The sequence below is a fragment of the Flavobacterium sp. W21_SRS_FM3 genome, from assembly GCF_052113625.1.
Taxonomy (GTDB): Bacteria; Bacteroidota; Bacteroidia; order Flavobacteriales; family Flavobacteriaceae; genus Flavobacterium.
Genome location: NZ_JBGQOD010000005.1, coordinates 40,749 through 64,795, shown reverse-complemented (window position 1 = coordinate 64,795; position 24,047 = coordinate 40,749). Strand labels below are relative to the sequence as shown.

The 24,047-nt window shown below is 34.9% G+C and carries 17 protein-coding genes; 10 read left to right on the top strand and 7 right to left on the bottom strand.

From position 1 onward, the window contains the following. Positions 1-102 precede the first annotated feature (102 nt). A complete protein-coding gene (locus ACEN2K_RS09325; protein ID WP_441759060.1) occupies positions 103-873 on the bottom strand; it encodes a sulfite exporter TauE/SafE family protein in 771 nt (256 codons plus the stop codon). Between the two features lie 134 nt (positions 874-1,007). On the opposite strand from ACEN2K_RS09325, the gene ACEN2K_RS09320 reads away from it, so the two are divergent. Continuing rightward, positions 1,008-1,529, top strand: a complete 522-nt coding sequence (locus ACEN2K_RS09320) for a DUF7935 family protein (protein ID WP_441759059.1) — start codon at positions 1,008-1,010, stop codon at positions 1,527-1,529. Between the two features lie 97 nt (positions 1,530-1,626). Here the strand turns inward: ACEN2K_RS09320 and ACEN2K_RS09315 are convergent, their stop codons facing one another. Next, positions 1,627-3,702, bottom strand: a complete 2,076-nt coding sequence (locus tag ACEN2K_RS09315; RefSeq protein ID WP_441759058.1) for a M1 family metallopeptidase — start codon at positions 3,700-3,702, stop codon at positions 1,627-1,629. A gap of 100 nt (positions 3,703-3,802) precedes the next feature. Here ACEN2K_RS09315 and ACEN2K_RS09310 point away from each other — a divergent pair, with 100 nt between their 5' ends. After that, complete coding sequence (locus ACEN2K_RS09310; RefSeq protein ID WP_441759057.1) at positions 3,803-4,540, top strand: diphthine--ammonia ligase; 738 nt, start codon at positions 3,803-3,805, stop codon at positions 4,538-4,540. Between the two features lie 56 nt (positions 4,541-4,596). On the opposite strand, the gene ACEN2K_RS09305 is transcribed toward ACEN2K_RS09310, so the two are convergent. The 5 genes from ACEN2K_RS09305 to ACEN2K_RS09285 form a co-directional block, all read right to left on the bottom strand. Continuing rightward, positions 4,597-5,025: a hypothetical protein gene (locus ACEN2K_RS09305; protein WP_441759056.1), complete on the bottom strand. Its 429-nt coding sequence runs from the start codon at positions 5,023-5,025 to the stop codon at positions 4,597-4,599. A 68-nt stretch (positions 5,026-5,093) separates the two neighbouring features. Next, positions 5,094-5,648: a DUF1697 domain-containing protein gene (locus tag ACEN2K_RS09300; protein ID WP_441759055.1), complete on the bottom strand. Its 555-nt coding sequence runs from the start codon at positions 5,646-5,648 to the stop codon at positions 5,094-5,096. A 152-nt stretch (positions 5,649-5,800) separates the two neighbouring features. Next, positions 5,801-6,247, bottom strand: a complete 447-nt coding sequence (locus tag ACEN2K_RS09295) for a YhcH/YjgK/YiaL family protein (RefSeq protein ID WP_441759054.1) — start codon at positions 6,245-6,247, stop codon at positions 5,801-5,803. A 54-nt stretch (positions 6,248-6,301) separates the two neighbouring features. Further along, a complete protein-coding gene (locus ACEN2K_RS09290) occupies positions 6,302-6,451 on the bottom strand; it encodes a hypothetical protein (protein WP_441759053.1) in 150 nt (49 codons plus the stop codon). A 30-nt stretch (positions 6,452-6,481) separates the two neighbouring features. Beyond that, entirely contained in the window at positions 6,482-6,985 is a 504-nt protein-coding gene (locus ACEN2K_RS09285) for a TlpA family protein disulfide reductase (protein WP_441759052.1), read from the bottom strand. 183 nt (positions 6,986-7,168) lie between these two features. On the opposite strand from ACEN2K_RS09285, the gene recG reads away from it, so the two are divergent. The 8 genes from recG (at position 7,169) to ACEN2K_RS09245 (ending at position 24,028) form a co-directional block, all read left to right on the top strand. Continuing rightward, positions 7,169-9,274, top strand: a complete 2,106-nt coding sequence (gene recG, locus ACEN2K_RS09280) for an ATP-dependent DNA helicase RecG (RefSeq protein ID WP_441759051.1) — start codon at positions 7,169-7,171, stop codon at positions 9,272-9,274. Positions 9,275-9,691: 417 nt separating this feature from the next. Beyond that, on the top strand, positions 9,692-10,753 hold the full coding sequence (locus tag ACEN2K_RS09275) for an efflux RND transporter periplasmic adaptor subunit (RefSeq protein ID WP_441759050.1): 1,062 nt from the start codon (positions 9,692-9,694) through the stop codon (positions 10,751-10,753). A 43-nt stretch (positions 10,754-10,796) separates the two neighbouring features. Next, the gene (locus tag ACEN2K_RS09270; RefSeq protein WP_441759049.1) at positions 10,797-13,892 is read left to right on the top strand and encodes an efflux RND transporter permease subunit; all 3,096 of its coding nucleotides are present in this window, start codon (positions 10,797-10,799) and stop codon (positions 13,890-13,892) included. A 1-nt stretch (position 13,893) separates the two neighbouring features. Next, entirely contained in the window at positions 13,894-15,204 is a 1,311-nt protein-coding gene (locus ACEN2K_RS09265) for a TolC family protein (RefSeq protein WP_441759048.1), read from the top strand. Between the two features lie 134 nt (positions 15,205-15,338). Next, the gene (locus ACEN2K_RS09260; protein ID WP_441759047.1) at positions 15,339-16,196 is read left to right on the top strand and encodes a bestrophin family protein; all 858 of its coding nucleotides are present in this window, start codon (positions 15,339-15,341) and stop codon (positions 16,194-16,196) included. A 417-nt stretch (positions 16,197-16,613) separates the two neighbouring features. Further along, a complete protein-coding gene (locus ACEN2K_RS09255; protein WP_441759046.1) occupies positions 16,614-17,411 on the top strand; it encodes a DUF1853 family protein in 798 nt (265 codons plus the stop codon). 126 nt (positions 17,412-17,537) lie between these two features. Continuing rightward, complete coding sequence (locus ACEN2K_RS09250; RefSeq protein ID WP_441759045.1) at positions 17,538-19,379, top strand: cystathionine beta-synthase; 1,842 nt, start codon at positions 17,538-17,540, stop codon at positions 19,377-19,379. Positions 19,380-19,945: 566 nt separating this feature from the next. After that, the gene (locus ACEN2K_RS09245) at positions 19,946-24,028 is read left to right on the top strand and encodes a PAS domain S-box protein (RefSeq protein ID WP_441759044.1); all 4,083 of its coding nucleotides are present in this window, start codon (positions 19,946-19,948) and stop codon (positions 24,026-24,028) included. Positions 24,029-24,047: the final 19 nt, after the last annotated feature.

The following is a 24,047-nucleotide window of genomic DNA, read 5'->3' as shown; positions in this document are numbered from 1 at the left end:
AGTTTTAACTACATTAAATAAGCAGTTATTTTGATTAAAAACAATGTCCAAATGTTCTAAAAAGCGAATAATGATTGCAATAAACCCCTATTTATTATGCGCTTAACGATTCCAATAAACATCATAAGCAAAGCGAATTAACGTTCCTACTACGATAACTAAGAAGAAAATCCGTATGAACCCATTTCCCTTACTGATTGCTAGTTTAGCACCTAACCAACCACCCAATGCATTGCATGCCGCCATGGGTAAGGCAATAGCCCAAATGATTTTACCTTTCAAAGCAAACAAACATATCGAACCAAAGTTAGTGGCGAGATTCACCATCTTAGCATTTGCAGAAGCGTGAAGAAAGTCAAACCCCATCAAAGCAATAAAAGCCACTACAAAGAAACTTCCCGTTCCAGGACCAATAAATCCATCGTAAAATCCAACAATAAAACTTATTAGAACAGCATTTAAAATTAAGGTACTGTCAGATAAGTTTTTGGCAACATGTTGTCCAAAATTTTTCTTAGCATAAGTATAAATTGCTAATAAAGAGAGTATAAAGAGCAGCAATGGTTTCATGAAATCATTACTCATATAGGTTAATAGTGTAGAACCTAAAAAAGCAGATGGCAAGGCTAAACCCATCATTATCAACAATATTTTCCAGTTCATGGTGACCTTTTTCATATACTGGTAAGCAGCAAAGGAAGTTCCGCTAAAAGCAGGAATTTTTAAAGTTCCAATAACGGTTGAAACAGGCAAATTAGGTAATAAAATAAGACCCGCAGGCGTTTGAATTAGTCCGCCTCCACCTACGATAGCATCGATAAAACCTGCAGCAAAAGAGGCTACACACAGTAAAACAATAATATAAGTCTCCATGAGATAGTAAAATGGGGTAATAGAACACAAAGCATGTCTTAAATGCAAAAATAGTATTCCGCAATCTAAATAACACTATAAATTTGAGGTAATTCCGTCAAAAAGTATATTTTTGTTTCTCAAAAGAAAACACAATGGATTCTACTACAATCACTCAAATAATTGCCTATACCATTCCCTCTGTAATCACAGCGGCAGTGGCCTATTTTTTATTTGAAGCTCATTTTAAAGACCAACAAAATAACAGACGATGGTTGCTACAAAAAGACAATCAATCAGCGATACTTCCGTTACGATTGCAGGCTTATGAGCGCATGACTTTGTTTATGGAACGAATTAATCCTTCTCAATTAATGGTGCGTATTACACCTGTATCTGACGATAAAAACGAATATGAAAATTATGTTATTGCTCAAATAGAACAAGAATTTGTACATAATTTATCACAACAAATCTACATTACTGAGGAGTGTTGGTCCATTATTCTTGCCGCAAAGAATGCTACAATCCAAATGATACGTTTAGCAGCAAAAAATGAAAAAGTAACTAATGCGGATAGCTTGAGAGAAATCGTTTTGACTGACTTAGTAAACAAAACTTCACCTAGTAACGCGGCTTTATCTTTTATTAAAAATGAAGTAGGCCAATTGTGGTAATTGAACTCCCCTGGATTAAAAGTATCCCAATGAATAAAGCCTCCAATATTTTCGACAAATAATGGAGGCTTTTGCATTTAATAGTATTATTTTCTACTTAGTTTTCTAATTCTTTTAATAAACGTTCCAGTTGAAAATGCTCCTTTTCATTTAGAGTTGGTAAAATACGCTGAAAAGAAACCACCATTTTCGGGTCTTTAAGTAGCAGACGAATATTATCTCTACCAAATTTTGAAAATTGCCACATATGATGTGTGGTGGCATTCACTAAATTTTGTAAAACAGTATCATTAATCAGTTGAAAAGCAATCAGTTTTTCTAAGGCATTTTGTCGCGTAGTTGCTTCATAATTAATAGAAGAATAACCTACTAGTTCGCTCACTAAGTTTAATTTATCCTGTTCATCATATTCTGCTGTTGCTAGCGCTAATGACAGCCATAAAGTCTTTAAATTATAATCGTTGAATCCGATCCAGTTTTTAGTTTGTTCTAAATAGGTTATTCGTTTTTCGGGAAAGTTATTCCATAAATTATACAAAGCTATTTCCTGCGTTTGATACGATTTATCTGTTAATAGTTTTTCATATTCCGGTCTAAAATCTTCTGGTATTTTAGGCAAGCTACTCGCTACTGCTTGTCGAAGCTGTAGATTATTAGTAGCTAAAGCTAACGATAATAAAGCCTTTTTTGACTCAAATTTTTCGTTTTTTAATTGGTTGACAATAGCAATTTTGGTTTCAAAATAAGCATCAGACTGCAACACTTCTGCAAAGAAACCAGCTTTCTCAGCTAATGGGTTCTTTTTTAATTTTTCTACTTCAAAAAGCAGCTTAATGTTTTTATTTTTTAATAGCAACTCATTTGCTTGCTGTGTATTAAACACGGTTGACTCAAGCCATACTTTACTAAACTCTTCTGTATTAAAACGGGCTGTTTTTTTTATTTCTGCAAAGAAATCATCAGTAGTAACTGTTTGGTATGCATATTTATTTAAGTAATTGCATACCGCTTTTTTAAAGGCTTTGTCTCCTATCGATTCGTGTAAAACAAAAAGTGCCCAAGCTCCTTTCTGGTAAAAACTCAACGAACTTGCCTTTGCATTTAAAACCGGAATACTATCTGTTCTAGATGCGTATTTTATTTGCTGTGCAGACTCATACAACTTGTAATAAAAGTAGTCATCACCATATATTTTACGCTCTGCTAACAAAGCATAATAAGTTGCAAATCCTTCCTGAAGCCAATGGTGTTTTCCGCTTTCAGCAGTAATCAAATCGCCAAACCACTGATGTGCTAATTCATGTGCATTCACATTGGTATAAGTACGATCTTCAAAGCCTGTAGAATCAACCACGTACCGTCTTGCAAAAAGTGTTGCTGAAGTATTTTCCATTCCTGCATACAGAAAATCACGTACTGGCACTTGCTTATAAATTTCCCAAGGGTACTTCACTCCTATTTCTTTTTCTAAGAAATTGAACATTTCTACACTGTAGCGGTAACTTGGCTCATAATTAGAACTATCTGTTGTTTCGATATACCATTCTAATGGAATGCCCGACTTCGATTTTTGGAGCTGCTTTTCAAATTTCCCAATTGCTAGCATCAATAAATAAGAGCTCATCGGTTTATTCATCGAAAACTCCCAGTGATTCTGGTCTTCCTCTATCCTTTTTGATTGCAGCAGTCCGTTTGCAATTACCTGATAATTCTTATCAAAATCAATCGCTAAATTAAAGACAACTTTCTCATTAACATCATCAAAACTCGGAAACCAATTGCTCGTATATCTCCCCTGACCTTGTGTCCAAATTTGAAGGTTATTTTTTTCTTCTGAACCTACAAAATACAGCGCTTGTTTAGGCTCAGCTACATAATTAAATTGAACCGTATATTTTCCTTTTGCAAATGCAGCAATTAAAAGCAACTGTTTTTTAGTGTTTACGTATTCAATATTTTTTTGATCGACTGCCACATCAGAGAAGGTCATGTTTTGAGCATCTATCTTAATAGTATCTAATGGTTTCAACACTTCGAATACATAAGTTACTGTTCCTGATATGTTTTTTTTAGTAGGATTTAACGTAATATGTCCTGTAGCTGTTTTAAAATCAACTGAATGTGTTTGTTGTGCAAATGCTATAGTAGAAAGGAGCAGTAAAAGGTATTTCATTTTTAAAAATATAAAATTTGAATTGTTCAAAGTTACAAAGGTTTGATCAAGAAACAGAACAAATTTTGTACGTTTACAATCCAAACACAATCATATTAAATTGAAGAAAAAAGCCTTATTTAACTGGAGCAGCGGAAAAGATTCTGCTTTAGCATTATATAAAATCTTACAAAATTCAGAATTTGAAATTAGCTGTTTACTCACCAGTGTTAATAAGCAATTCCAGCGCATATCGATGCATGGCGTTCGGGTAGAATTACTACATCAACAAGCTCAAAGTATTGGAATACCATTGGAAATCATGCAAATTCCCGAAATGCCTACCATGGAAGTTTATGAAAAGGTAATGCAGGAAACATTAGCGAAATTAAAAACACAAGGCGTAACTCACTCTATTTTTGGAGATATATTTTTAGAAGATCTGAGGAAATATAGAGAAGACAAACTCACTCAAATAGGTTTTGAAGGTGTTTTTCCGTTATGGAAAGTACCCACAAAGGTTTTAATAGAGGAATTCATTACTCTTGGCTTTAAAACAATCGTGGTTTGTGTAAACGAACGCTTTTTAGACAAAAGCTTTGTAGGCCGTGTGATTGACCAAGATTTTATTAATGATTTACCAGAGAATGTTGATGTATGTGGTGAAAACGGAGAATTTCATACGTTTACTTTTGACGGACCACTATTCTCTCAACCAATTGATTTTGAAATTGGGGAAACAGTATACCGCAAATATGAAAAACCAGAGAAGGAAGAATCATCAGATACTGCTTGCGACACGAATGCTTCAGATGCATTCGATTACGGGTTTTGGTATTGTGATCTTATAGCCAAATAATAAAATAAAAAGCTCCGAAATGATAATTTAGGAGCTTTAGAAATTAAGTTTATTACTTACTGTACTTTTTTATATTCTAATCCTGGACCATCACAGTTTTTCCAAGTGCTGGATAAAACCGAATTAGGAAGTACAAAAAGTTCTTCTTTATTGTTACCATAACAACTTCCTATAAGCTCACTGTCAGTTTTATAACTCAGTTCAAGATACGTCTCTTGTTGAATTTTTTTAACAATAAAGGAACCCGTTATTTCTTTTTTTACGCCATTGTTGGTTCTGGATTTCTTGAAACTACCATCCTTATTGAAAATATAATTTTCCTGCCACTCCATTGCCGCTCCAGTAGTTTCTGAATTCATCATAGAACCCGACATTTGATACAAATTCCACTGTCCCTGATATTCCGTTGCAACCACTTTGATGTTGTCATTAGAACAAGAACCAAGGGTAAATAGCAGCGTACAAAAAATAATTACTTTCTTCATGTCTATAGTTTTTGATTTACTTATAGATGCTATTTAATTAAAAAGGTTGCTTTAAATAGCTGATTTTTTTACTGAGCAATTCTATCCTCATACATTTTCAACAATTGAGTTACGGTATTCCAGTTTCGTATTGTTGCTGTAAGACTTAGTTTTTTCTCAATGTATTTTTGATCTAATCTTGTTTTACCTGCACCTACAGCGTACTTAATAAAAATCCTATTAGCATCTATCTTAGCTTCATCAGGCTTAAATTGACTAATTTTCAGATCATTAATGTTTTCTGGACGTAATTCCTTAGATACAAAAGCCACATATATTTTTTTTATATCCAACTCTTTTTCTTTCAAAAAAGGATTGTTTGAAAAGCATTTTTGTAAATCTTCAATACCTAAAACAATTGTAGGTACATCATGACCAAAGACTTTAAAAATTTCTTGTTTGATTTTAAATCCTACTGCAGCAGCACTTTCCTCTTCAGAATCTACGAAAACATTCCCTGACTGTATATAAGTTTCTACATTCGTGAAGCCTATTTTCTCTAAAGTCGTTTTCAATAAATCCATTTTCATCATATTATGTCCAGAAACATTGATACCACGAAGAAGTGCGAGATGCGTTGTCATTTTTTACCGTTTTTGTTATTGTTCCAAAGATATTGTGTTTAAAGTAGAATTCACAACTTTATTAAAATAGAAAAATAGCGGTTTGCTTTTCAGCAAAAAATCCGAAAGTATTTACACTTTCGGATTCCTATAATTGTGATAACAACGAGTCATTAAATCTGAACTTTAACTACCACTTTTTTAACTCTTGAACTACGACCGTCTTGCACACATGGCATATGTAAATCATCTGGAAAAAACACAGTAAACATCCCGGCTTCTACTTTAAAGAACGAGGTTTCACCTTCATAAAAAGTATAATCTTTTTCTACATTATTTTCCACTACTTTTTGATCCTTTTTGGTAGTAACTCCCATCAATTCGGCTCCCTCAATTACATACTGAATGTCGATAAATTTTGTATGACCTTCTAATACACAATCTTTTATCTCTTTAGTATCATACTCCTGAACAATCGCAAAAACTGCTTTATTTTCTATTTCATAAGTCCCCGATTCTATTTTACCCCAATCTGTGTTTTTAATAAAGTCAAATCCTTTAGTTAATCTTTCTGTAAGGTTAGCATAAAGGCTATAATTTTCAATTTTATCGATTATCATGTTTTCTTCTTAACTATTTAAATCTGTTTTATTGCTTTTGCAAAAATGGCAAAATTATCGTTCAATCAAAATTTTATGTGGAGGCAAAGCAAACACTTCATCATTTTCTTTAGTTTCCGTTACTTTGACGGCTTCCCCCTCAAAGTCTTGACTGTAACCAGAAAAGGTAAAAAATAATATAACTAGAATGAGTGTTTTATTCATATTAAACGTTGCTGTAAACCGATTTTTAAATTAAATTTTTTCTTTATTATATTTCTCAATAATTTCCTTTATAACCTCAGATGTTAATTCAAAACCTTTTAATATTGGATAACCTTCCCATCGCACAATTCCGTCAGGATCAATTAAAATACAGTGTGGAATAGCCGCCACCTCAAGTGAGTTATACATTTTATTTCTGGTGTCAATTGCACTGTAATATTCAATTTTAGGATTAGTCATTTGATTTACCACCTCTTTTGTTTCATCACTAATGCCAATTACTATTAAATCATTATCAAACTCAGTTTTAAACTTATTCAATTCTGGAATTGCTCTTTTACATGGACCACACCAAGTAGCCCAAAAATCGATTAGTACAAATTTTCCTTTAGTATCCGGCTTGTCTGAAAGCCATTTTTCAACAACTAATTTTGGTGCTTTTTGATTGATGAATGATTTTGCCCACATTTTTTTTTCTTGTGAGAAGGCATTTAAAACAAATAAAAAGGTTAAGAGTAAAAGTGTCTTTTTCATATTATAAAATTTATTGTATTACAATCCTATTTCAAATATACTCTTTTTTCCTACATCACTTTCAATCCATCCCATTTCCAAATTTCCAAACAAAAAACTATCTTCGCTTCATCAAAATAAAAATCCGCATTAATCTGTGTTTTGCTTCTGCAAATCCGTGTTATCAGCGTCCAATACAGTCAAATGAATAACCTCCTACTTACTCCCATTGAATACTTAAAAGGCGTTGGTCCCAGTCGGGGGGAATTGCTGCGTAAGGAATTGGGGATTCATAAGTACACCGATTTAATTAATTTTTATCCTAACCGCTACATTGACCGCACCCGTTATTACAAAATCAACGAATTACAAAATAATGTTGCTGAGGTTCAAATTATAGGTAAAATCATTAATGTTAAAACAGTGGAATTTGGTAAAGGTAGGAAACGCCTTGTAGCCACCTTTGTTGATGATACAGGACAAATGGAATTGGTATGGTTTCAAGGGCACAAATGGGTTCGGGAATCTTTAAAAATTAATGAAGTTTGCGTGATTTTTGGGAAATGCACTTCTTTTAACGGCATGTACAATATGGCACATCCCGAAATTGAATTGCTAAGCGAGCACGAGAAAAGTTTGCGTTCCGCGATGCAACCCGTGTATCCTTCGACAGAAACATTGACCAATCGCGGCATTTCAAACCGCACGATTAACAAAATGATGCAACAATTGTTTCTAGAAACGCATACGTTGTTTACTGAAACACTTCCTGATCACCTGATTGCCGAATTGAAGCTAATCTCCAAAAAAGACGCTTTAATCAACATCCATTTTCCTAAAAGCACCGAAGCTTTGGCGAAAGCACAATTTAGATTAAAATTTGAAGAACTCTTTTTTATACAGTTGCAGTTAATTACTAAGAACCTAATTCAGAAACACAAAATAAAAGGACATCCTTTTACCGTTGTGGGCGAATTTTTTAATGATTTTTTTCAAAACCACCTTCCATTTGAACTCACAGGAGCACAAAAAAGAGTGATTAAAGAAATAAGAACCGACATGGGTAGCAATGCCCAAATGAACCGTTTGTTGCAAGGTGACGTAGGTTCGGGAAAAACAATTGTGGCTTTTATGACAATGTTGCTGGCTCTTGATAACGGTTTTCAAGCCTGTTTAATGGCACCTACCGAAATTTTGGCTAATCAGCATTTTATAGGATTATCAGAGTTAGCTGCAGCACTGAATATAAACATTAAGCTACTTACGGGATCCAGTAAAACGGCAGCTCGAAGAATCATCCACGAAGAACTAGAAAGTGGAACATTACAAATTCTTATTGGCACACATGCCTTATTAGAAGACAAAGTAAAATTTAAGAATTTAGGTTTGGCCGTTATTGACGAACAACACCGTTTTGGCGTAGAGCAGCGTTCTAAATTGTGGAAAAAGAATAGCATTCCACCACATGTGTTGGTGATGACAGCAACGCCTATTCCTAGAACGCTTGCCATGAGTTTGTATGGTGACTTAGATATCTCTGTAATTGACGAATTACCACCCGGACGTAAACCCATTCAAACGGTACATCGATTTGATAGCAACCGCTTGAAAGTGTGGAAATTCATACGGGATGAAATTGCAATAGGTCGCCAAATTTATATAGTTTATCCGCTGATTCAAGAATCGGAGAAAATGGATTTCAAAGATTTAATGGATGGTTACGAGAGTATTTCGCGTGATTTTCCATTGCCCCAGTATGCCATTTCGATTTTGCACGGAAAAATGAAAGCTGCGGATAAAGATGCCGAAATGAAACGCTTCTCCGAAGGAAAGACAAATATTATGGTCGCAACTACCGTTATTGAAGTGGGCGTTAATGTACCTAATGCTTCGGTAATGATTATCGAAAGCGCCGAGCGTTTTGGACTTTCACAACTACACCAATTGCGCGGTCGTGTGGGTCGTGGTGCTGACCAGAGTTATTGCATCTTGATGACCAGTCATAAATTGAGTTCAGACAGCAGAACCCGAATGGAAACCATGGTAAGCACCAATGATGGTTTTGAAATTGCCGAAGTGGACTTGAAACTTCGTGGTCCTGGAAACCTGATGGGAACCCAACAAAGCGGTGTACTCAACCTTCAAATAGCCGATATTGTCAAGGACAGAGAGATTTTGGCTTTAGCCAGAAACCATGCACTAAAAATTTTAAAAGACGATGCGCCATTACAAAAGCCAGAGCACGCTTCCTTAAGAGCAGTGTATATCGAGTTGACCAAAAAGAAAAATATTTGGAATTACATCAGTTAATTGTTGGAATACAAGATCCTATAGTCAGGAATAAAAATCTACCTAGTACTATTTTCTTTCGAATACCTCTGTATAAAAAAAAATTACTCTTTTTAAGTGATAAATAACTCACAACCAATCGTTCTTGATTTTAGCAAGTACTATTTGTCATTTTTTTCACTTTTACATTAAACCTTTACCCTATTTTAACGTCCTATTAAGATTTTTGAAGATAAACTGAAATCAACTGTATTTAATAAAACTGTCTGTTCAAGAGTATCATAACTAATATTTCCTGATGCATTAACAACTGTAGCGATATATTTGTATAGACAAACGTTAAATAAAAATTAACAGATTACTGATTGCAACATCTAAAACCTAAATTTGTTTTAACAAAAAATTATAACTGCTTAAATCTAATATTACATACTAATTATGAAAATAAAATACTTTATATATACAATTCTATTTGTTGGTTTTGGTGCTTTTATTAGTTACAGAGTGATCGAAAACAATGGAGATTCAAATGAAGGTAAGGAAAAAGGTGGAAAACCTAAGGCGATGCGTTTGTCGGGAATTGTGGTGCAGCCACAGTCTTTTGACAATAATTTATCATTGTCAGGTTCTCTTGAAGCTAACGAGCAAGTTGAAATTCGGTCTGAAGTTTCTGGAATTGTTGAAAGCATAAATTTTCAAGAAGGAAGTAATGTTAGTAAAGGGCAATTACTTTTTAAGGTTAATGACACTGAGTTAAGAGCGCAGTTAAGTCAAGCGAATACAAAACAAAGTTTGGCTTCAGAAAATGAAAGAAGAGCCAAATTATTATTGGAAAAAGAAGCAATCAGTCAAGAAGAATATGAGGTAGCCAGAGCCGAATATGCATCGACCAAAGCACAAAGTCAATTAATTAAAGCTCAAATTGCAAAAACGGCTGTAAGAGCGCCGTTTTCAGGTAGAATTGGTTTGCGTTCTATTTCTAAGGGAACTTACATCACTCCTACTGTTCTTGTGGCCAATCTTGTCAACATTGGCAAATTAAAAATCACTTTTTCGATTCCAGAAAAATATGCCAACCAAGTCAAAACCAATACCATATTAAATTTTAAAGTTTCAGGTTCCAATAATACTTATACTGCTCGCGTCTATGCCATTGAACCTTCTGTAGAAATTACTACGCGAACTTTACAAGTGCGGGCCATTACAGAAAACAAAGATGGAAAGCTATTGCCAGGAACTTTTGCTAATGTAGAACTGCCGTTAGACGTAATTAAAGATGCGATTGTGGTTCCAAGTCAAGCCGTGATTCCAGTTCAAAACGGAAAAAAAGTATTTATTTCAGATATGGGAAAAGCCAAAGAAATAATGGTTGAAACCGCTACTAGAACCGATGCTTCTCTTTTAATTTTATCGGGATTAAAAGCGGGTGACACGGTTATTACAACGGGAGTTATGGCTTTAAAAAACGATGCACCCGTAAAAATCATTGTCAAAAAATAGCCTTTGGGCGAAAGCCATACTATCAAAACAAATACAAAACTAAATGAGTTTATCTACATTAAGTATAAAAAGACCCGTGATGACCATTGTTATGAACTTAACAATTGTACTCTTTGGGATTATAGGTTACAGTTATCTGGGTGTTAGGGAATTCCCTTCGATTGATCCTGCTCAGGTTTCCATTCGAACAAATTATACGGGTGCCAATTCTGATATTATCGAATCTCAGATTACAGAACCACTTGAGAAAGCCATTAACTCAATTGACGGAATTCGGAACATCACCTCTTCGAGCGCGCAGGGAAGCAGTTCGATTACGGTCGAATTCAACTTGGACAAAGACCTTGAAGAAGCGGCAAATGATGTGCGTGACAAGGTTTCTCAAGCCATTCGTAGTTTACCACAAGATATTGATGCAGCTCCTGTAGTTTCAAAGGCTGATGCCAATAGTGATGCAATTATTTCGATGACTGTGCAAAGTGATTCCCGATCTCCTTTAGAATTAAGCGACTATGCTGAGAATGTAATTTCGCAACGCTTAGAAACCATTCCGGGTGTAAGTGGTGTTCAAATTTGGGGTCAAAAAAGGTATGCGATGCGCCTTTGGATTGATCCAATAAAATTAGCTTCTTACGGCTTAACTGTTGCCGAAGTTCGATCAGCATTAAACGCTCAGAATGTTGAATTACCATCTGGAAAACTAACCGGTGATAATACCGAATTGACAGTGAAAACCGTTGGAAATTTGGCCACAGCCGAAGAATTCAATAACATTATCATTAGAACTGAAGGCGAAAAAGTAGTTCGTTTAAGTGACGTAGGTAGAGCCGAATTAGGTCCTGAAAATATTGAAACCAAATTAAGCCAGTCAGGATTGCCGTTAGTAGGTCTTGCAATTGTGCCACGACCTGGAGCCAATTATTTAGATATTTCCAAGGCTTTTTACGAACAATTTGAAGCTTTAAAGAAAGATTTGCCCAAAGACATTAAATTAAACATTGCGCTGGACAATACTATTTTTGTAAAAAAATCAGTATTAGAAGTAGCAGAAACCTTAGGGATTTCAATCTTCTTAGTAATCTTAATTATCTACTTATTTTTTAGAGATTGGGCCATTGCTTTTAGACCATTAATTGATATTCCCGTTTCATTGATTGCTACCTTCTTCATTATGTGGTTGTTCGGGTTTTCGATCAATGTTTTAACTTTGTTAGCGATTGTTTTAGCCACCGGTCTGGTAGTGGATGACGGAATTGTAGTCACCGAGAATATTTTCAAAAAAGTAGAAGAAGGTATGACGCCTATTGAGGCAGCGATAAAAGGTTCTAACGAAATCTTTTTTGCGGTTATTTCTATCTCCATAACTCTAGCTGCAGTTTTCTTACCGGTTATCTTTTTAGAAGGATTTGTGGGCCGACTCTTCCGGGAATTTGGTGTGGTGATTGGAGCAGCTGTATTGATTTCGGCCTTTGTTTCTTTAACGCTTACACCAATGTTGAATGCATACTTAATGAAGGGTGGCGAACAAAAAAAATCTAAATTCTACATTGCTACCGAACCGTATTTCCAAAAATTAAACAGCAACTATGCGAATGCTCTGAATAAGTTTATGGTCAAAAAATGGTGGAGCTTCCCTATCCTATTTGCTTGTTTTGCGTTAATTTTTGTATTCTACAATTTACTGCAAAAAGAAACAGCTCCTTATGATGATCGAAGTTCGCTAATCCTAAGAATGACAGCACCTGAAGGATCAAGTTATGAATACACTGACCGCTTCATGCAGGAAATATCACAATTAATTGATGACTCTATTCCGGAGAAAAAAGTGAGTCTGGTGGTGACTTCACCCGGTTTTGGATCTTCCTCAGTCAATAGTGGTTTTGTGCGTTTGTCTTTAAAAGAAACCGCAGAAAGGAAACTATCCCAAGACCAGATTGCCGAAAAATTAACCAAATGGACCAAACAATATCCTGACGCTAAAACGTCGGTAACGCAGCAACCGACCATTTCAGTTAGTAGACGTGGTGGTTTACCTATTCAATACATTATCCAAACACAAAGTTTTGCTAAGTTAGAAGAGAAAATTCCGCAATTTATGGAGGAAGCAGGAAACGATCCTACATTTGCCATGACCGATGTGAATTTGAAATTCAACAAGCCCGAAATTAATGTAACCATAGACCGTGAAAAAGCAGAGAGTTTAGGCATTTCGGTAATTGACATTGCACAAACGTTGCAATTATCGTTAAGCGGACAGCGATTTGGCTATTTCATGAAAAAGGGAAAACAATACCAAGTTATAGGACAATTTGACCAGAAAGACCGTTCTAAACCATTGGATTTAACCTCTATGTATGTTAAAAACAACAAAGGAGAACTGATTCAAATGGACAATATTGTGAGTACAGAGGAACAAAGTAAACCACCACAGTTGTATCACAACAACCGTTTCATGTCGGCTACAGTTTCTGCCGCGCTCGCTCCAGGCAAAAGTATCAATGACGGAATTGAAGCTATGGAAAAAATTAGAGCCAAAGTATTAGACGATACTTTCACCACAGACTTAGGAGGAGAATCCAGAGATTTTGTGGAGAGTAGTTCGAACACTTCTTTTGCCTTTGGACTAGCTTTGTTATTAATATTCTTAATATTAGCAGCCCAGTTTGAGAGCTTCATTGATCCCTTTATTATTATTCTAACTGTTCCTATGGCCGTTGCTGGAGCCTTATTCTCTTTGTGGTTGTTTGATCAGACTTGGAATATTTTTAGCCAAATTGGAACTGTAATGTTGATTGGTTTAGTAACTAAAAATGGAATTTTAATTGTCGAATTTGCGAATCAACTTCGAGAACTAGGGAAACCCAAACTAGAGGCGATTTTAGAAGCTTCAGAAGCACGTTTACGACCTATTTTAATGACCAGTTTAGCCATTTCATTAGGAGCATTGCCTATCGCTATGTCTCTTGGAGCCGCTTCTACCAGTAGAATCGGAATGGGAGTAGTTATTGTAGGTGGAACCATTTTCTCATTGGTATTAACCTTATTTGTTATTCCAGCACTGTATTTAATGTGGTCTAAAGCCCGCAAACATTATCCCGAATTTGAACACATTGAAGAATATGAAAATGAAAGTAAATAAGATGAACAAGAAAATAATATTCAAAAGTGTGTTGTTGCTTATATTTTGTTTCATAAAAGGAAATGCACAACAAGTTCTAACGTTAGAAGAGGCAGTGAAAATTGCTTTAGAAAACAATTACGACATAAAAATGGCCAAGAATGACTTGAAAATAAGTCAGACAAATGTAGCGTCTGGTAATGCAGGAATGCTGCCTACTGCTACGGCTTCGATTACGCAAAACAACAATTTACAAAACCTATCACAAACCCGCACAGACGGTACAACGACTAGTTTAGACAATGCTAAAAGTAACAGCCTCAATTATGGCATAGGATTAGGCTGGACTATTTTTGATGGTTTTAAAATGTTTGCCAGAAAAGAGCAGTTGCAAGAGTTACAAAAATTAGGAGAAACCCAATTGAAACTGACCATAATTACAAAAATCAGTGATGTACAAGTTGCTTACTACAACTTGGTGCAACAAAAGCAACAATTACAAGCCTTGGATAGTACACTTGTGATTTCGAATCAGCGCGTCAATCTAGCCAAAAACCGTTTTACCATTGGTAAAGCATCTAAACTTGAAGTTTTAAACGCTCAGGTAGATATCAATACGGATAAAGTGGCGCTGTTAAGGCAACAAGAATTGTATAAAAACTCGAAAGTGGCGTTGAACCAACTTTTAGCTAGAGACAGCCAAATGGATTTTAAGGTAGTTTCTGATTTTACAATGGAAAGCAAACTGGATTATGCCGAATTAAAAGCCCTTGCCGAAAAGCAAAATCCGCAAATTGAGGCTTTGATCATTAGTAAAAAAGTAGCTGAATTAGAATTGAAACAAGTAAAATCTGGACGTTACCCTACTGTGGCGGTAAATACAGGTTATAATTTTGCCAAAAATGAATCGAGTTTGGGTTTTACAACACAATCCTCAGCACGTGGTTTGAATTATGGTTTTAGCGCTTCGTTGAACCTGTTTGATGGTTTTGCACAAAAGCGAAATGAGAAAATTGCCGCCATCCAAATTGAGAATACGTCCATCCAAATTGACCAGCAAAACCTAGCCTTAAGCAGCCAGCTCGCGACTTCGTATCAAACTTATTTAACAAATTTGGAATTGATTCAGTTAGAAGAGACAAATGAAGCTATTGCAAAGCAAAATTTAGACATTACGCTGGATAAGTTTCGCATCGGAACGATTACTACCTTAGAATTCAGAACAGCTCAATTGAATTATGTGAATGCTAAAGTGCGTTACAGTGATGCGCAATTTCAGGCAAAATTATCCGAAATTGCTTTGAAAGAATTAGCAGGAGCTATCCAATTTTAAATTAGATTTGTAGCAAATCTCAGGAATAAAACATAGACAGCGTAAAAATAATTGTCTAGTTTACGGTGAAAAACTTCTAAGTTTAATCCTCAGATTTTAAGACTTTAGGACTTTTTAACTTTCGATTGAATCAAATGATTTCATACAACCCAAAAGACTGGATTACTTTTATTTTTCGCTTTCACAAAGCAGATACGTTTCGCCAACTGATTCCGATGATGCTATTCATTGGTTTGTATTCAGCAGGGATTGCGTATCTGGAAATAGAATACTGGGATTTACCAGAGGACAGTCATGTCAAGAACATCTCCATCATGCACGGTATGCTAGGATTTGTGATTTCGTTATTACTTGTTTTTAGGACTAATACCGCTTATGATCGCTGGTGGGAAGGCCGTAAAATTTGGGGTAGTTTAGTCAACAACTCCCGAAATTTAGCTATTAAATTATCAGCAATTTTAACAGAAGAATCTGATCGTGCTTTTTTTAGGAAACTAATTCCTAGTTATGCCTCTATCTTAAGCAAACATTTAAAAGACGAAGAAACCAGCAAGCAACTTTTTGAAGATGTGGTTATAGAACACCACAAACACAGACCCAATCAAGTAGCCAAAATACTTTTTCATAAGATTAATGATCTGTACAATTCCAAGAAAATAACTGGCGACCAACTCATTATTTTAAACAACGAAATTCAGTCGTTCACTGATATTTGTGGCGCTTGTGAGCGAATCAAAAACACGCCTATCCCCTATTCTTACAGCGCTTTCATCAAGAAATTCATCTTCTTTTATGTGATGACCTTACCTTTTGGCTACGTATTTCCTCTAGGCTATTATGTGATTCCCGTGGTGATTTTTACCTTTTACGTTTTGGCTAGTTTAGAATTAATTGCTGAAGAAATCGAAGATCCTTTTGGTAACGACGCTAATGATTTACCCACTAAAAAAATCGCCGAAAACATCAAGCGCCACGTAGAAGAATTGCTTTAAAACAAAAACTTTTATATTCTTTGCAGGAGCTATTCCCGCCATTCGTTGCAGTCCTTTGATACAAAACCCTTTTCCTAGGCTGTTGCAGGAGCTTTTTGCAGTCGCTCTGCCCCAACCAGATAAAAGTGGTTTTCTCCCTGCAAGGACTTTCACTACTACCGGGGCTAGATTATTTGTTCGCCCTATTTATTGCAATATCTTAAATAGGAAGACTTAAGAAAATGTTTTCTTAGAAAAATAAACGTTTGTTAGTAGCCCTGATGGCAGCGGCATCCTCTTATGTTGCGATAGCATAAATAAGAGATATAGCGTACAGCAGGAATAAAACTTCTTGAAATGCACCATTTTTCTGCTCCAAAAGAGAAATAAAACGATAAATTTTGGTTTTATTTATGCTAAATAAGTAATTTAATCTTCATGAAGTCAAAATCCAGAATAACATCAATTTTAAAAGCGGTTAGTTTAGAATCTTCGGTGACAGGATTTCCCACTTTTGATTTGAAGGATTTAGAACTTGATGATGAGTTGTATTTTAAATTACCAACGAATATTAGATTGGGACATTTGGCCGAAAAAATAGTTTCCGAGTTGATCCGAACTTCTCTAAATTACAACATCGTTTATGAGAACGTTCAGATAATTGAAAATCAAAGAACCATCGGTGAAGTCGATTTCATAATTGAAGATTTAAAAAAGAAGCAATTACTACATTTAGAGTTGGCTTATAAATTCTACTTATTTGACCCTAGTATTTCAACAAATCCTATTAATAACTGGATTGGTCCCAATAGAAACGATTCGTTATCTGAGAAATTAGACAAACTAAAAACAAAGCAATTTCCTTTACTATACCACAGCTGTACCGCTCATAACCTGCCTGCAATTGACATTAGTGCTGTTTCTCAATCCTTATGTTTACTAGTTTCCTTATTTGTTCCTTATACGTTTAAAACTAAATTAGCGCCTGCTTATCAGAAAGCTGTTAAAGGTTATTATTTGGATTTAAAGACATTTACTAGCCTAGATAATACTGAGAAATTGTATTATTTACCTGCTAAAAAAGAATGGGGAATGGATCCTACTCAAAATGACAACTGGTCTGATTATAAAGGGATTGAAAGTGAAATTCAGACAAGTATATACGAAAAACAGGCGTCAATGTGCTGGCAGAAACAGAAGAACACCTATTTGACTTTTTTTATTGTTTGGTGGTAAAAAAATTTAAGTATTAAATTTATAACGTTGTCTTAACAAGCGTGCCAAAACAATCACAAAAGCTACTGCTTCACTTTTAGAATAAATGGAATTAATGTACCTTGCAGCGCTATCTAAATTAACATCATGGAAGAGAATAAAATGCTACATTATATTAAAGAAGTTTTAGAAAACATGCCTAATGGCTGGTTGAGTACAACTACCCATCGACTAGATATTTATGATGAAAAGTTGGCCAAAACTCAGTTTTTGGAGCAGTTTAACATCCTTTATAAAAACAATACTGCAACTACAACTGCATTAAGCGAGTTACCTACTGCTTATGACTACATTCGGTTAGGTCATCCCCTATCCTGTGTACTCGAATGGGCTATTGCTAAACTGAATAACTTAACAGCGGATAATGTTATTAGCTTTGATTCTACGACAATTCCTGTTTTGGCTGTCCTTAGAAAAAATTTGTTAGAAAATAAGGACACTCAAATTCTCTACACAGCCGATCTTCCTGATGTATTTGACACGGAAATACTGAAAAATGTGTACGGTTATCGTTTTGATGTAAAGCAAGTAGAGAATGCTGAGCAAGTTGCCGCTTTTGAAGGAAGTACTATTTTCATCTCTGAAAATACGCATTTTAATACTAGTAAACTGAATCCAAATATTGACTTTTATCTCAATTTGTATGCACACCTAGGAAGTGTTTTGTTAGTTAATGAAGGAAATGAAAATTATATACCAGACATTCAGCATGTAAGACGAAGAGAGACTATTGCGATGACACCTGCCAACTGTCTTGTTGCTTTAGATGCATTAACTACTAATAGTACAGTAGCACTTCATGAAAATAGTACTGAGACTAATAAGCAATCGGTTTTAGAATCTATCAAAGAAATTACAGGTACTACTACAAAACCTTTGGTGGCCTCAAGCGGACTATCCATTCAATACGCCATTTTGATGGGACTTGTTGATGATGCACTAGAAAAACACCCAGGAAAAGCGATCAAAATTATCGTTCCTCCAAATTGTTATGGTGGAACCAACGACCAAGCAAGGCGAGTTGCCGCGAGTGTTGCAAATGTAGAAATTGTAGATTTAGCTGTTGATGGTGGTAACGATATGGTTCAAAGTATTGATACGGTCCTAGCTAAAATGGCTGAAGAAGATGCCATACCGTACATCATTGCTGAAATCCCAACAAACCCTAGAGTTGAAGTACCCGATTTATTGCAATTAAAAGCCGTTCTAAGTAAAGTGCGTACCACTGCCAGTGGAGTAAAAGCTATCGATCCCGTATTTATATTAGACCAAACCTTTTGTCCTAATGTACACTTTTTAGGTGAAGGCGAAGTGCTATCTGAGGTAAGAACCATTTCTTTTGCTAGTGGATCAAAATTTCCAAGTGGCGGACTGTGTACTGCTGGCTACTGTGTGGGGAATCAAAAGACCGAAGCGCTAATGCAGAAAATTGAAAAACATTTATTGCTTTGCGATAATGAAGCTACAGCGCTTCAATATGAAATTTTAGCCAAGCAATTGCCTTCTATGAAGCAAAGAATTACAGATGCTTATAAAAATACCCGCGAGTTTGTAAATTTCATTCACGAAGTTTTACCTGCCGCAAAAATTAATTTTGTTTCTGAAGCATTAGCTGAACAAGGATTTACACCTTCTGTATTTTCATTGGATCTTCCTACAAAAGGAAATACGGATGATGAAAGAGAGTCCTACAAAAGAGATTTGAATCTGAAATTAATCAATTTAATGATTACTGAGATTCCTAACGAAAGTAAATACTGTGTGAGCTACGGACAACTGAAAGGTTGTTACTGGACCATCCCTGCTACATCAACTCAAGGAACGACTAAAGAAGGGGATAAAGATTATATAGCTCGTGTGGCATTATCAGCTAACATGGATTTAGAACTCCACAAAAAAGTCTTTTTAGATTTTGTGAAAAGTATATAACTATATAGGGAGACATTTGCGGTCTCCCTTTTTTTTATTACCATCTTTTTACATTTGGCTTTAAGCCAAAGACATCCGTGCAATATTCAAGCAGTAAAAAGACACTAATAACTTCTCTAGCCTTCCCTAATTTTCAACAGTAGTTCCTTTCTTATATTAAAATAATGACAATTTTGTACTGCAGTCATTACGCTATTAGCATTTTTAAAATTTATATAAGCCCAAAAAAACTCTTCAAAATTCTAAATATTCCAGTCTTAATAAGGTTTAAACCTTTGTTGTATAGGAATTTTCAATAAAAATACAGCATGTGAATCGGAAAAAGAGGTTTTTCCTTTTTACATGATACTTTTTTACGCATATTTGTATTTTAACATAATTTTAACCCAAATCATAATCACAGTCTCTCGCAGATAATATTGGTATTTTTTTTAATAAAATTGATAGAAAATCTTTATTGATTACATCTTTTTATTTTACAAAAAAGGATTCTAAAAAGAAACGCTTCTTATTTAGATGTAGCAGCAGTAATGCATACAAATATTTGATTATAGAAAATGATACTAATGAGAGCACTAGAAAAAAAAATAAAAAAAAGATACCTCCTTTTTATATCTACCATTATACTGATAATCATCTCTGTTTTATTTATTATTCAGAATACGGTTAATAATCAAAAACAAGATGCTTTACTGATTAACAAATCGGGAAAGCAACGCATGCTTAGTCAAAGCATTTCTAAAATTGCTTCATCTATTGAAGATAATCATGAAGAAAGCAATATTACTGAGTCAAGAAATTCCTTACACCAACTTACTAATGAGTTAGAAAACAATCAAAGACAGCTCTATTTTAATAATAACCTTAAAGTCGATTCTTTACTAAAAATAGCTGAACCAGCTTTACTTAAGATAATTACCTCTAGTCGAAATATACTAGCAAGTTCTGATTTTGAATCAATAAAAAAGAACAGGGAAATTATTGAAGTAGCTGAGCAATCTTTTATGGTGCAGATGGATAATGTTGTGAATGAATATCAGAATGCTGCAGAACAAAAATTGCAAAATCTATTGCGTATAATTTATCTACTCGCCGTATTGGCAGCCCTGATTTTAATAGGTGAATTTCTATTTGTTTTAGTCCCTGTCTTTAGACAAATATTTAAAAAAAGTGATGAACTTCTAAAAGCTAACAATGAATTAGCAAAATCAGAAGATCAAATTAAAGAAAATATGTTAGAGTTAACCAAACTCAAAACAGATTTAGAAGTTAAGGAGAAGTACAATAAAATTTTTATAGAACAGGCGCCTACTGCTATCGCTATGCTTGATAATGACATGAGGTACATTGCTGTATCTAAACATTGGATTGAAGATTATAAAATGAAAGGCCAAGAGATCATTGGAAGGTCGCATTATGAACTTTTTCCCGAAATAGGCGAAGACTGGAAAGAAATTCATAAAAAATGCCTCAACGGATATATTGATTCCTGCGACGAAGCCCCTTTTGTTAGGGCTGACGGAACAACACAATGGATTTTTTGGGATGTACGACCTTGGTATATTTCCGAAGGAATTATTGGCGGATTAATAATGCATACGGGAGATATTACTTTTATAAAAGAGAAAGATCAAGAAAAAGCTAGGATTGAGAAAATTTTAGAAAGCACAAATAAGGTTGCTAGAATTGGTACATGGGAACTAGATGTAACTACTGATAAATATACATTAAGCAAGATTACATGCGAAATTTTAAAAGTACCCGAAAATTTTGAAGCCTATCATAAAAAAAGCTTACACTTTTATAAAGAAGGCATTAGTAGAGATCGATTTGTACAGGCAATGAGCCAAATTATTGAAAAGGGAATTTCTTTTGATATTGAGGTCGAAATGAATACTGCTGATGGAAATTCCATTTGGATCCGTAAAATAGCGCAGGCAGAATTTACTGATGGTAAATGTGAGAGAATTTATGGAATCTTTCAAGATATTACAGCCATCAAGAACTCAGAAAAGGAATTATATGACGCTCATATGCAATTGCAGGCCATATTAAATTCAGGTCCTATTGCGATAGTTACTACAGATAATACGGGATTAATTACGTATTTCAATCACGGTGCAGAGGTTTTATTAGGATATTCTGCTGACGAAATGGTAGGTTTTCAACAGCCGAGCATCTATAGATTAGAGGAAGATTTGTTGAGTTTTAAAGAAGACATAGCAAAAAGATTCCACAAAGACCTGGCTGATTTTAATCCGTTTCAAGAGTTAGCGATAAATGATGCTTTCGATACAAGAGAGTGGACCTGCCGCCGAAAAGATGGCACTTTAACAGCCACTCAGCTAACCGTTACAGCGATTAAAAATGAAGATGGTGAGCAAGTGGGTTTTCTGGGAGTATCATTTGATATCACCGATAGAAAAATAGCGCAAAGTGAGTTATTGCGAAAAAATAAGTTGCTCAATCATGCAGAGGAAATCTCATCTATGGGACACTGGCAGTGGGATACCATAGCTGATAAAGTGGTATGGTCCAATAATTTATACAAGATGTTTGAGCTTGACGAGGCAACTGTTGACTTAAACTTCAACACCTATTTTAATTATGTTCACCCCGATGATAAAGAAATTGTAACCGCTTATTTTAGTAAAGCTGCTGAAGACAAAAAATTTGATAGTTTCACACATCGCATTACTACAAATGGTAAAATTAAAACGGTACAACTACTAGGAGAAGTTATTACCAACTACAAAGGGGAAGTAACAGAAATGATAGGTACCTGCCAAGATATCTCAGAACAGCGTTTAGCAGAAAATAAATTTAGAGGTTTGCTAGAATCTGCGCCTGACGCCATGGTCATCGTGAATGAAAAAGGAAAAATTCAACTAGTGAACAAGCAGGCCGAAAAATTATTTGGATATCCTGCTGAAGAACTATTAGAGAAATCCGTAGAAATTTTAATTCCAAAACGATTTACAGCAAATCATGCAGGCCATCGCGATGCCTTTTTTGCTAATCCTAATACTCGAGGAATGGGAGAAGGAAAGGAATTGTTTGGAATGAATAAAACAGGAATAGAATTTCCTATACAAATTAGTTTAAGCCCCTTACAAACGGAAGAAGGATTACTGGTCTCTGCAGCGATACGAGATATTACTGCACAAAAAGTGGCAGAGAACGAATTATTGCGAAAAAATCAGTTACTGACATTTGCTGAAAAAATAACTATGATGGGAAATTGGCAGTGGAATACCATAACTAATGTAGTAAAATGGTCTGCTAATCTCTTTCAAATTTTTGGACTAGACGAAAGTACTGAACTAACTTATGATACTTATTTTAGCTTTGTACATCCCGAAGATCAAGAACGAGTGACAGAACATGTTCAGCGAGCACTATTGGACAAAAAGTTCATCGATTTAATACATCGCATACAGTTACAAAATGGGGCTATCAAAACCATACAGCTTTTAGCTGAAGTAAATATGAATGCCGCTGGCGATGTGACGGAACTTATTGGAACCTGCCAGGATGTAACAGAGCAACGAATGGCAGAAAATAAATTTAGAGGATTATTAGAGTCGGCACCAGATGCCATGGTCATTGTTAATGAAAAGGGAAAAATCCAATTAGTAAATAAGCAAGCTGAAAAATTATTTGGCTATTCTGCCAAAGAATTGTTAGAAAAGCCAGTGGAAATACTAATACCACAACGTTTTACTGGCAATCATAAGCATAAGGCGCATCGCGATGGCTTTTTCTCAAATCCGAATACTCGTGGTATGGGAGAAGGAAAAGAATTGTATGGAATTAATAAACAAGGAGAAGAAATCCCTATCCAAATCAGCTTAAGTCCGCTAAAAACAGAAGAAGGATTACTAGTATCTGCAGCAATACGAGACATCACAGCACAAAAACTAGCAGCGCATAAAATAAATGAATCAAAAGAAAGTTTAGAGGTGTTAGCCAATAAATTAACGGCTCAGAACGTACAACTAGCCGATTTTGCTCATATTACTTCTCATAATTTACGCGCTCCGGTGAGTAATCTGAATTCACTTTTAGAATTTTATAAAACTTCTGAAAGCGAAGAAGATAAAACCAACTTATTTGATAAATTTGAAAAAGTCATAAACCACCTGACCCTGACCTTAAACACTTTAGTTGAGGCAATTAAGACTAAAAATGAAACTAGTGCAGCTCTTGAAGATATAGCCTTTGACGAAATATTGAATAAAACCAAAGAAATACTTTCCGGAGAAATATTGAAAACAGGAACCGTCATTACAAGTAATTTTTCCAAAATCAGTAATATTTCCTATAATAAAGTATATTTAGAAAGTATTTTTCTTAACTTAGTAGGTAATGCTATAAAATATAGATCAGAATTTCGCGTTCCACAAATAAGGATTGAAACAGAAATAGAAGATGGAAAAATAAAATTGATGATCAGCGATAATGGCATGGGTATTGACTTAGATAAACACGGCCATAAATTGTTTGGTTTAAATAAAGTTTTCCACAGGCATCCTGATGCTAAAGGTGTTGGCTTATATATGACGAAAGTACAAATTGAAGCAATGCAAGGCGAAATAGTAGCAACAAGTAAGGTAAATGAAGGTTCTACCTTCACAATAAATTTTTAATTAATACTCAGATGAATAA

Coding starts and splice junctions, on each gene's coding strand:
- ACEN2K_RS09325 (WP_441759060.1), bottom strand. CDS start 873: ATGGAGACTTATATTATTGTTTTACTGTGTGTAGCCTCTTTTGCTGCA.
- ACEN2K_RS09320 (WP_441759059.1), top strand. CDS start 1,008: ATGGATTCTACTACAATCACTCAAATAATTGCCTATACCATTCCCTCT.
- ACEN2K_RS09315 (WP_441759058.1), bottom strand. CDS start 3,702: ATGAAATACCTTTTACTGCTCCTTTCTACTATAGCATTTGCACAACAA.
- ACEN2K_RS09305 (WP_441759056.1), bottom strand. CDS start 5,025: ATGAAGAAAGTAATTATTTTTTGTACGCTGCTATTTACCCTTGGTTCT.
- ACEN2K_RS09300 (WP_441759055.1), bottom strand. CDS start 5,648: ATGACAACGCATCTCGCACTTCTTCGTGGTATCAATGTTTCTGGACAT.
- ACEN2K_RS09295 (WP_441759054.1), bottom strand. CDS start 6,247: ATGATAATCGATAAAATTGAAAATTATAGCCTTTATGCTAACCTTACA.
- ACEN2K_RS09290 (WP_441759053.1), bottom strand. CDS start 6,451: ATGAATAAAACACTCATTCTAGTTATATTATTTTTTACCTTTTCTGGT.
- ACEN2K_RS09285 (WP_441759052.1), bottom strand. CDS start 6,985: ATGAAAAAGACACTTTTACTCTTAACCTTTTTATTTGTTTTAAATGCC.
- recG (WP_441759051.1), top strand. CDS start 7,169: ATGAATAACCTCCTACTTACTCCCATTGAATACTTAAAAGGCGTTGGT.
- ACEN2K_RS09275 (WP_441759050.1), top strand. CDS start 9,692: ATGAAAATAAAATACTTTATATATACAATTCTATTTGTTGGTTTTGGT.
- ACEN2K_RS09270 (WP_441759049.1), top strand. CDS start 10,797: ATGAGTTTATCTACATTAAGTATAAAAAGACCCGTGATGACCATTGTT.
- ACEN2K_RS09265 (WP_441759048.1), top strand. CDS start 13,894: ATGAACAAGAAAATAATATTCAAAAGTGTGTTGTTGCTTATATTTTGT.
- ACEN2K_RS09260 (WP_441759047.1), top strand. CDS start 15,339: ATGATTTCATACAACCCAAAAGACTGGATTACTTTTATTTTTCGCTTT.
- ACEN2K_RS09255 (WP_441759046.1), top strand. CDS start 16,614: ATGAAGTCAAAATCCAGAATAACATCAATTTTAAAAGCGGTTAGTTTA.
- ACEN2K_RS09250 (WP_441759045.1), top strand. CDS start 17,538: ATGGAAGAGAATAAAATGCTACATTATATTAAAGAAGTTTTAGAAAAC.
- ACEN2K_RS09245 (WP_441759044.1), top strand. CDS start 19,946: ATGAGAGCACTAGAAAAAAAAATAAAAAAAAGATACCTCCTTTTTATA.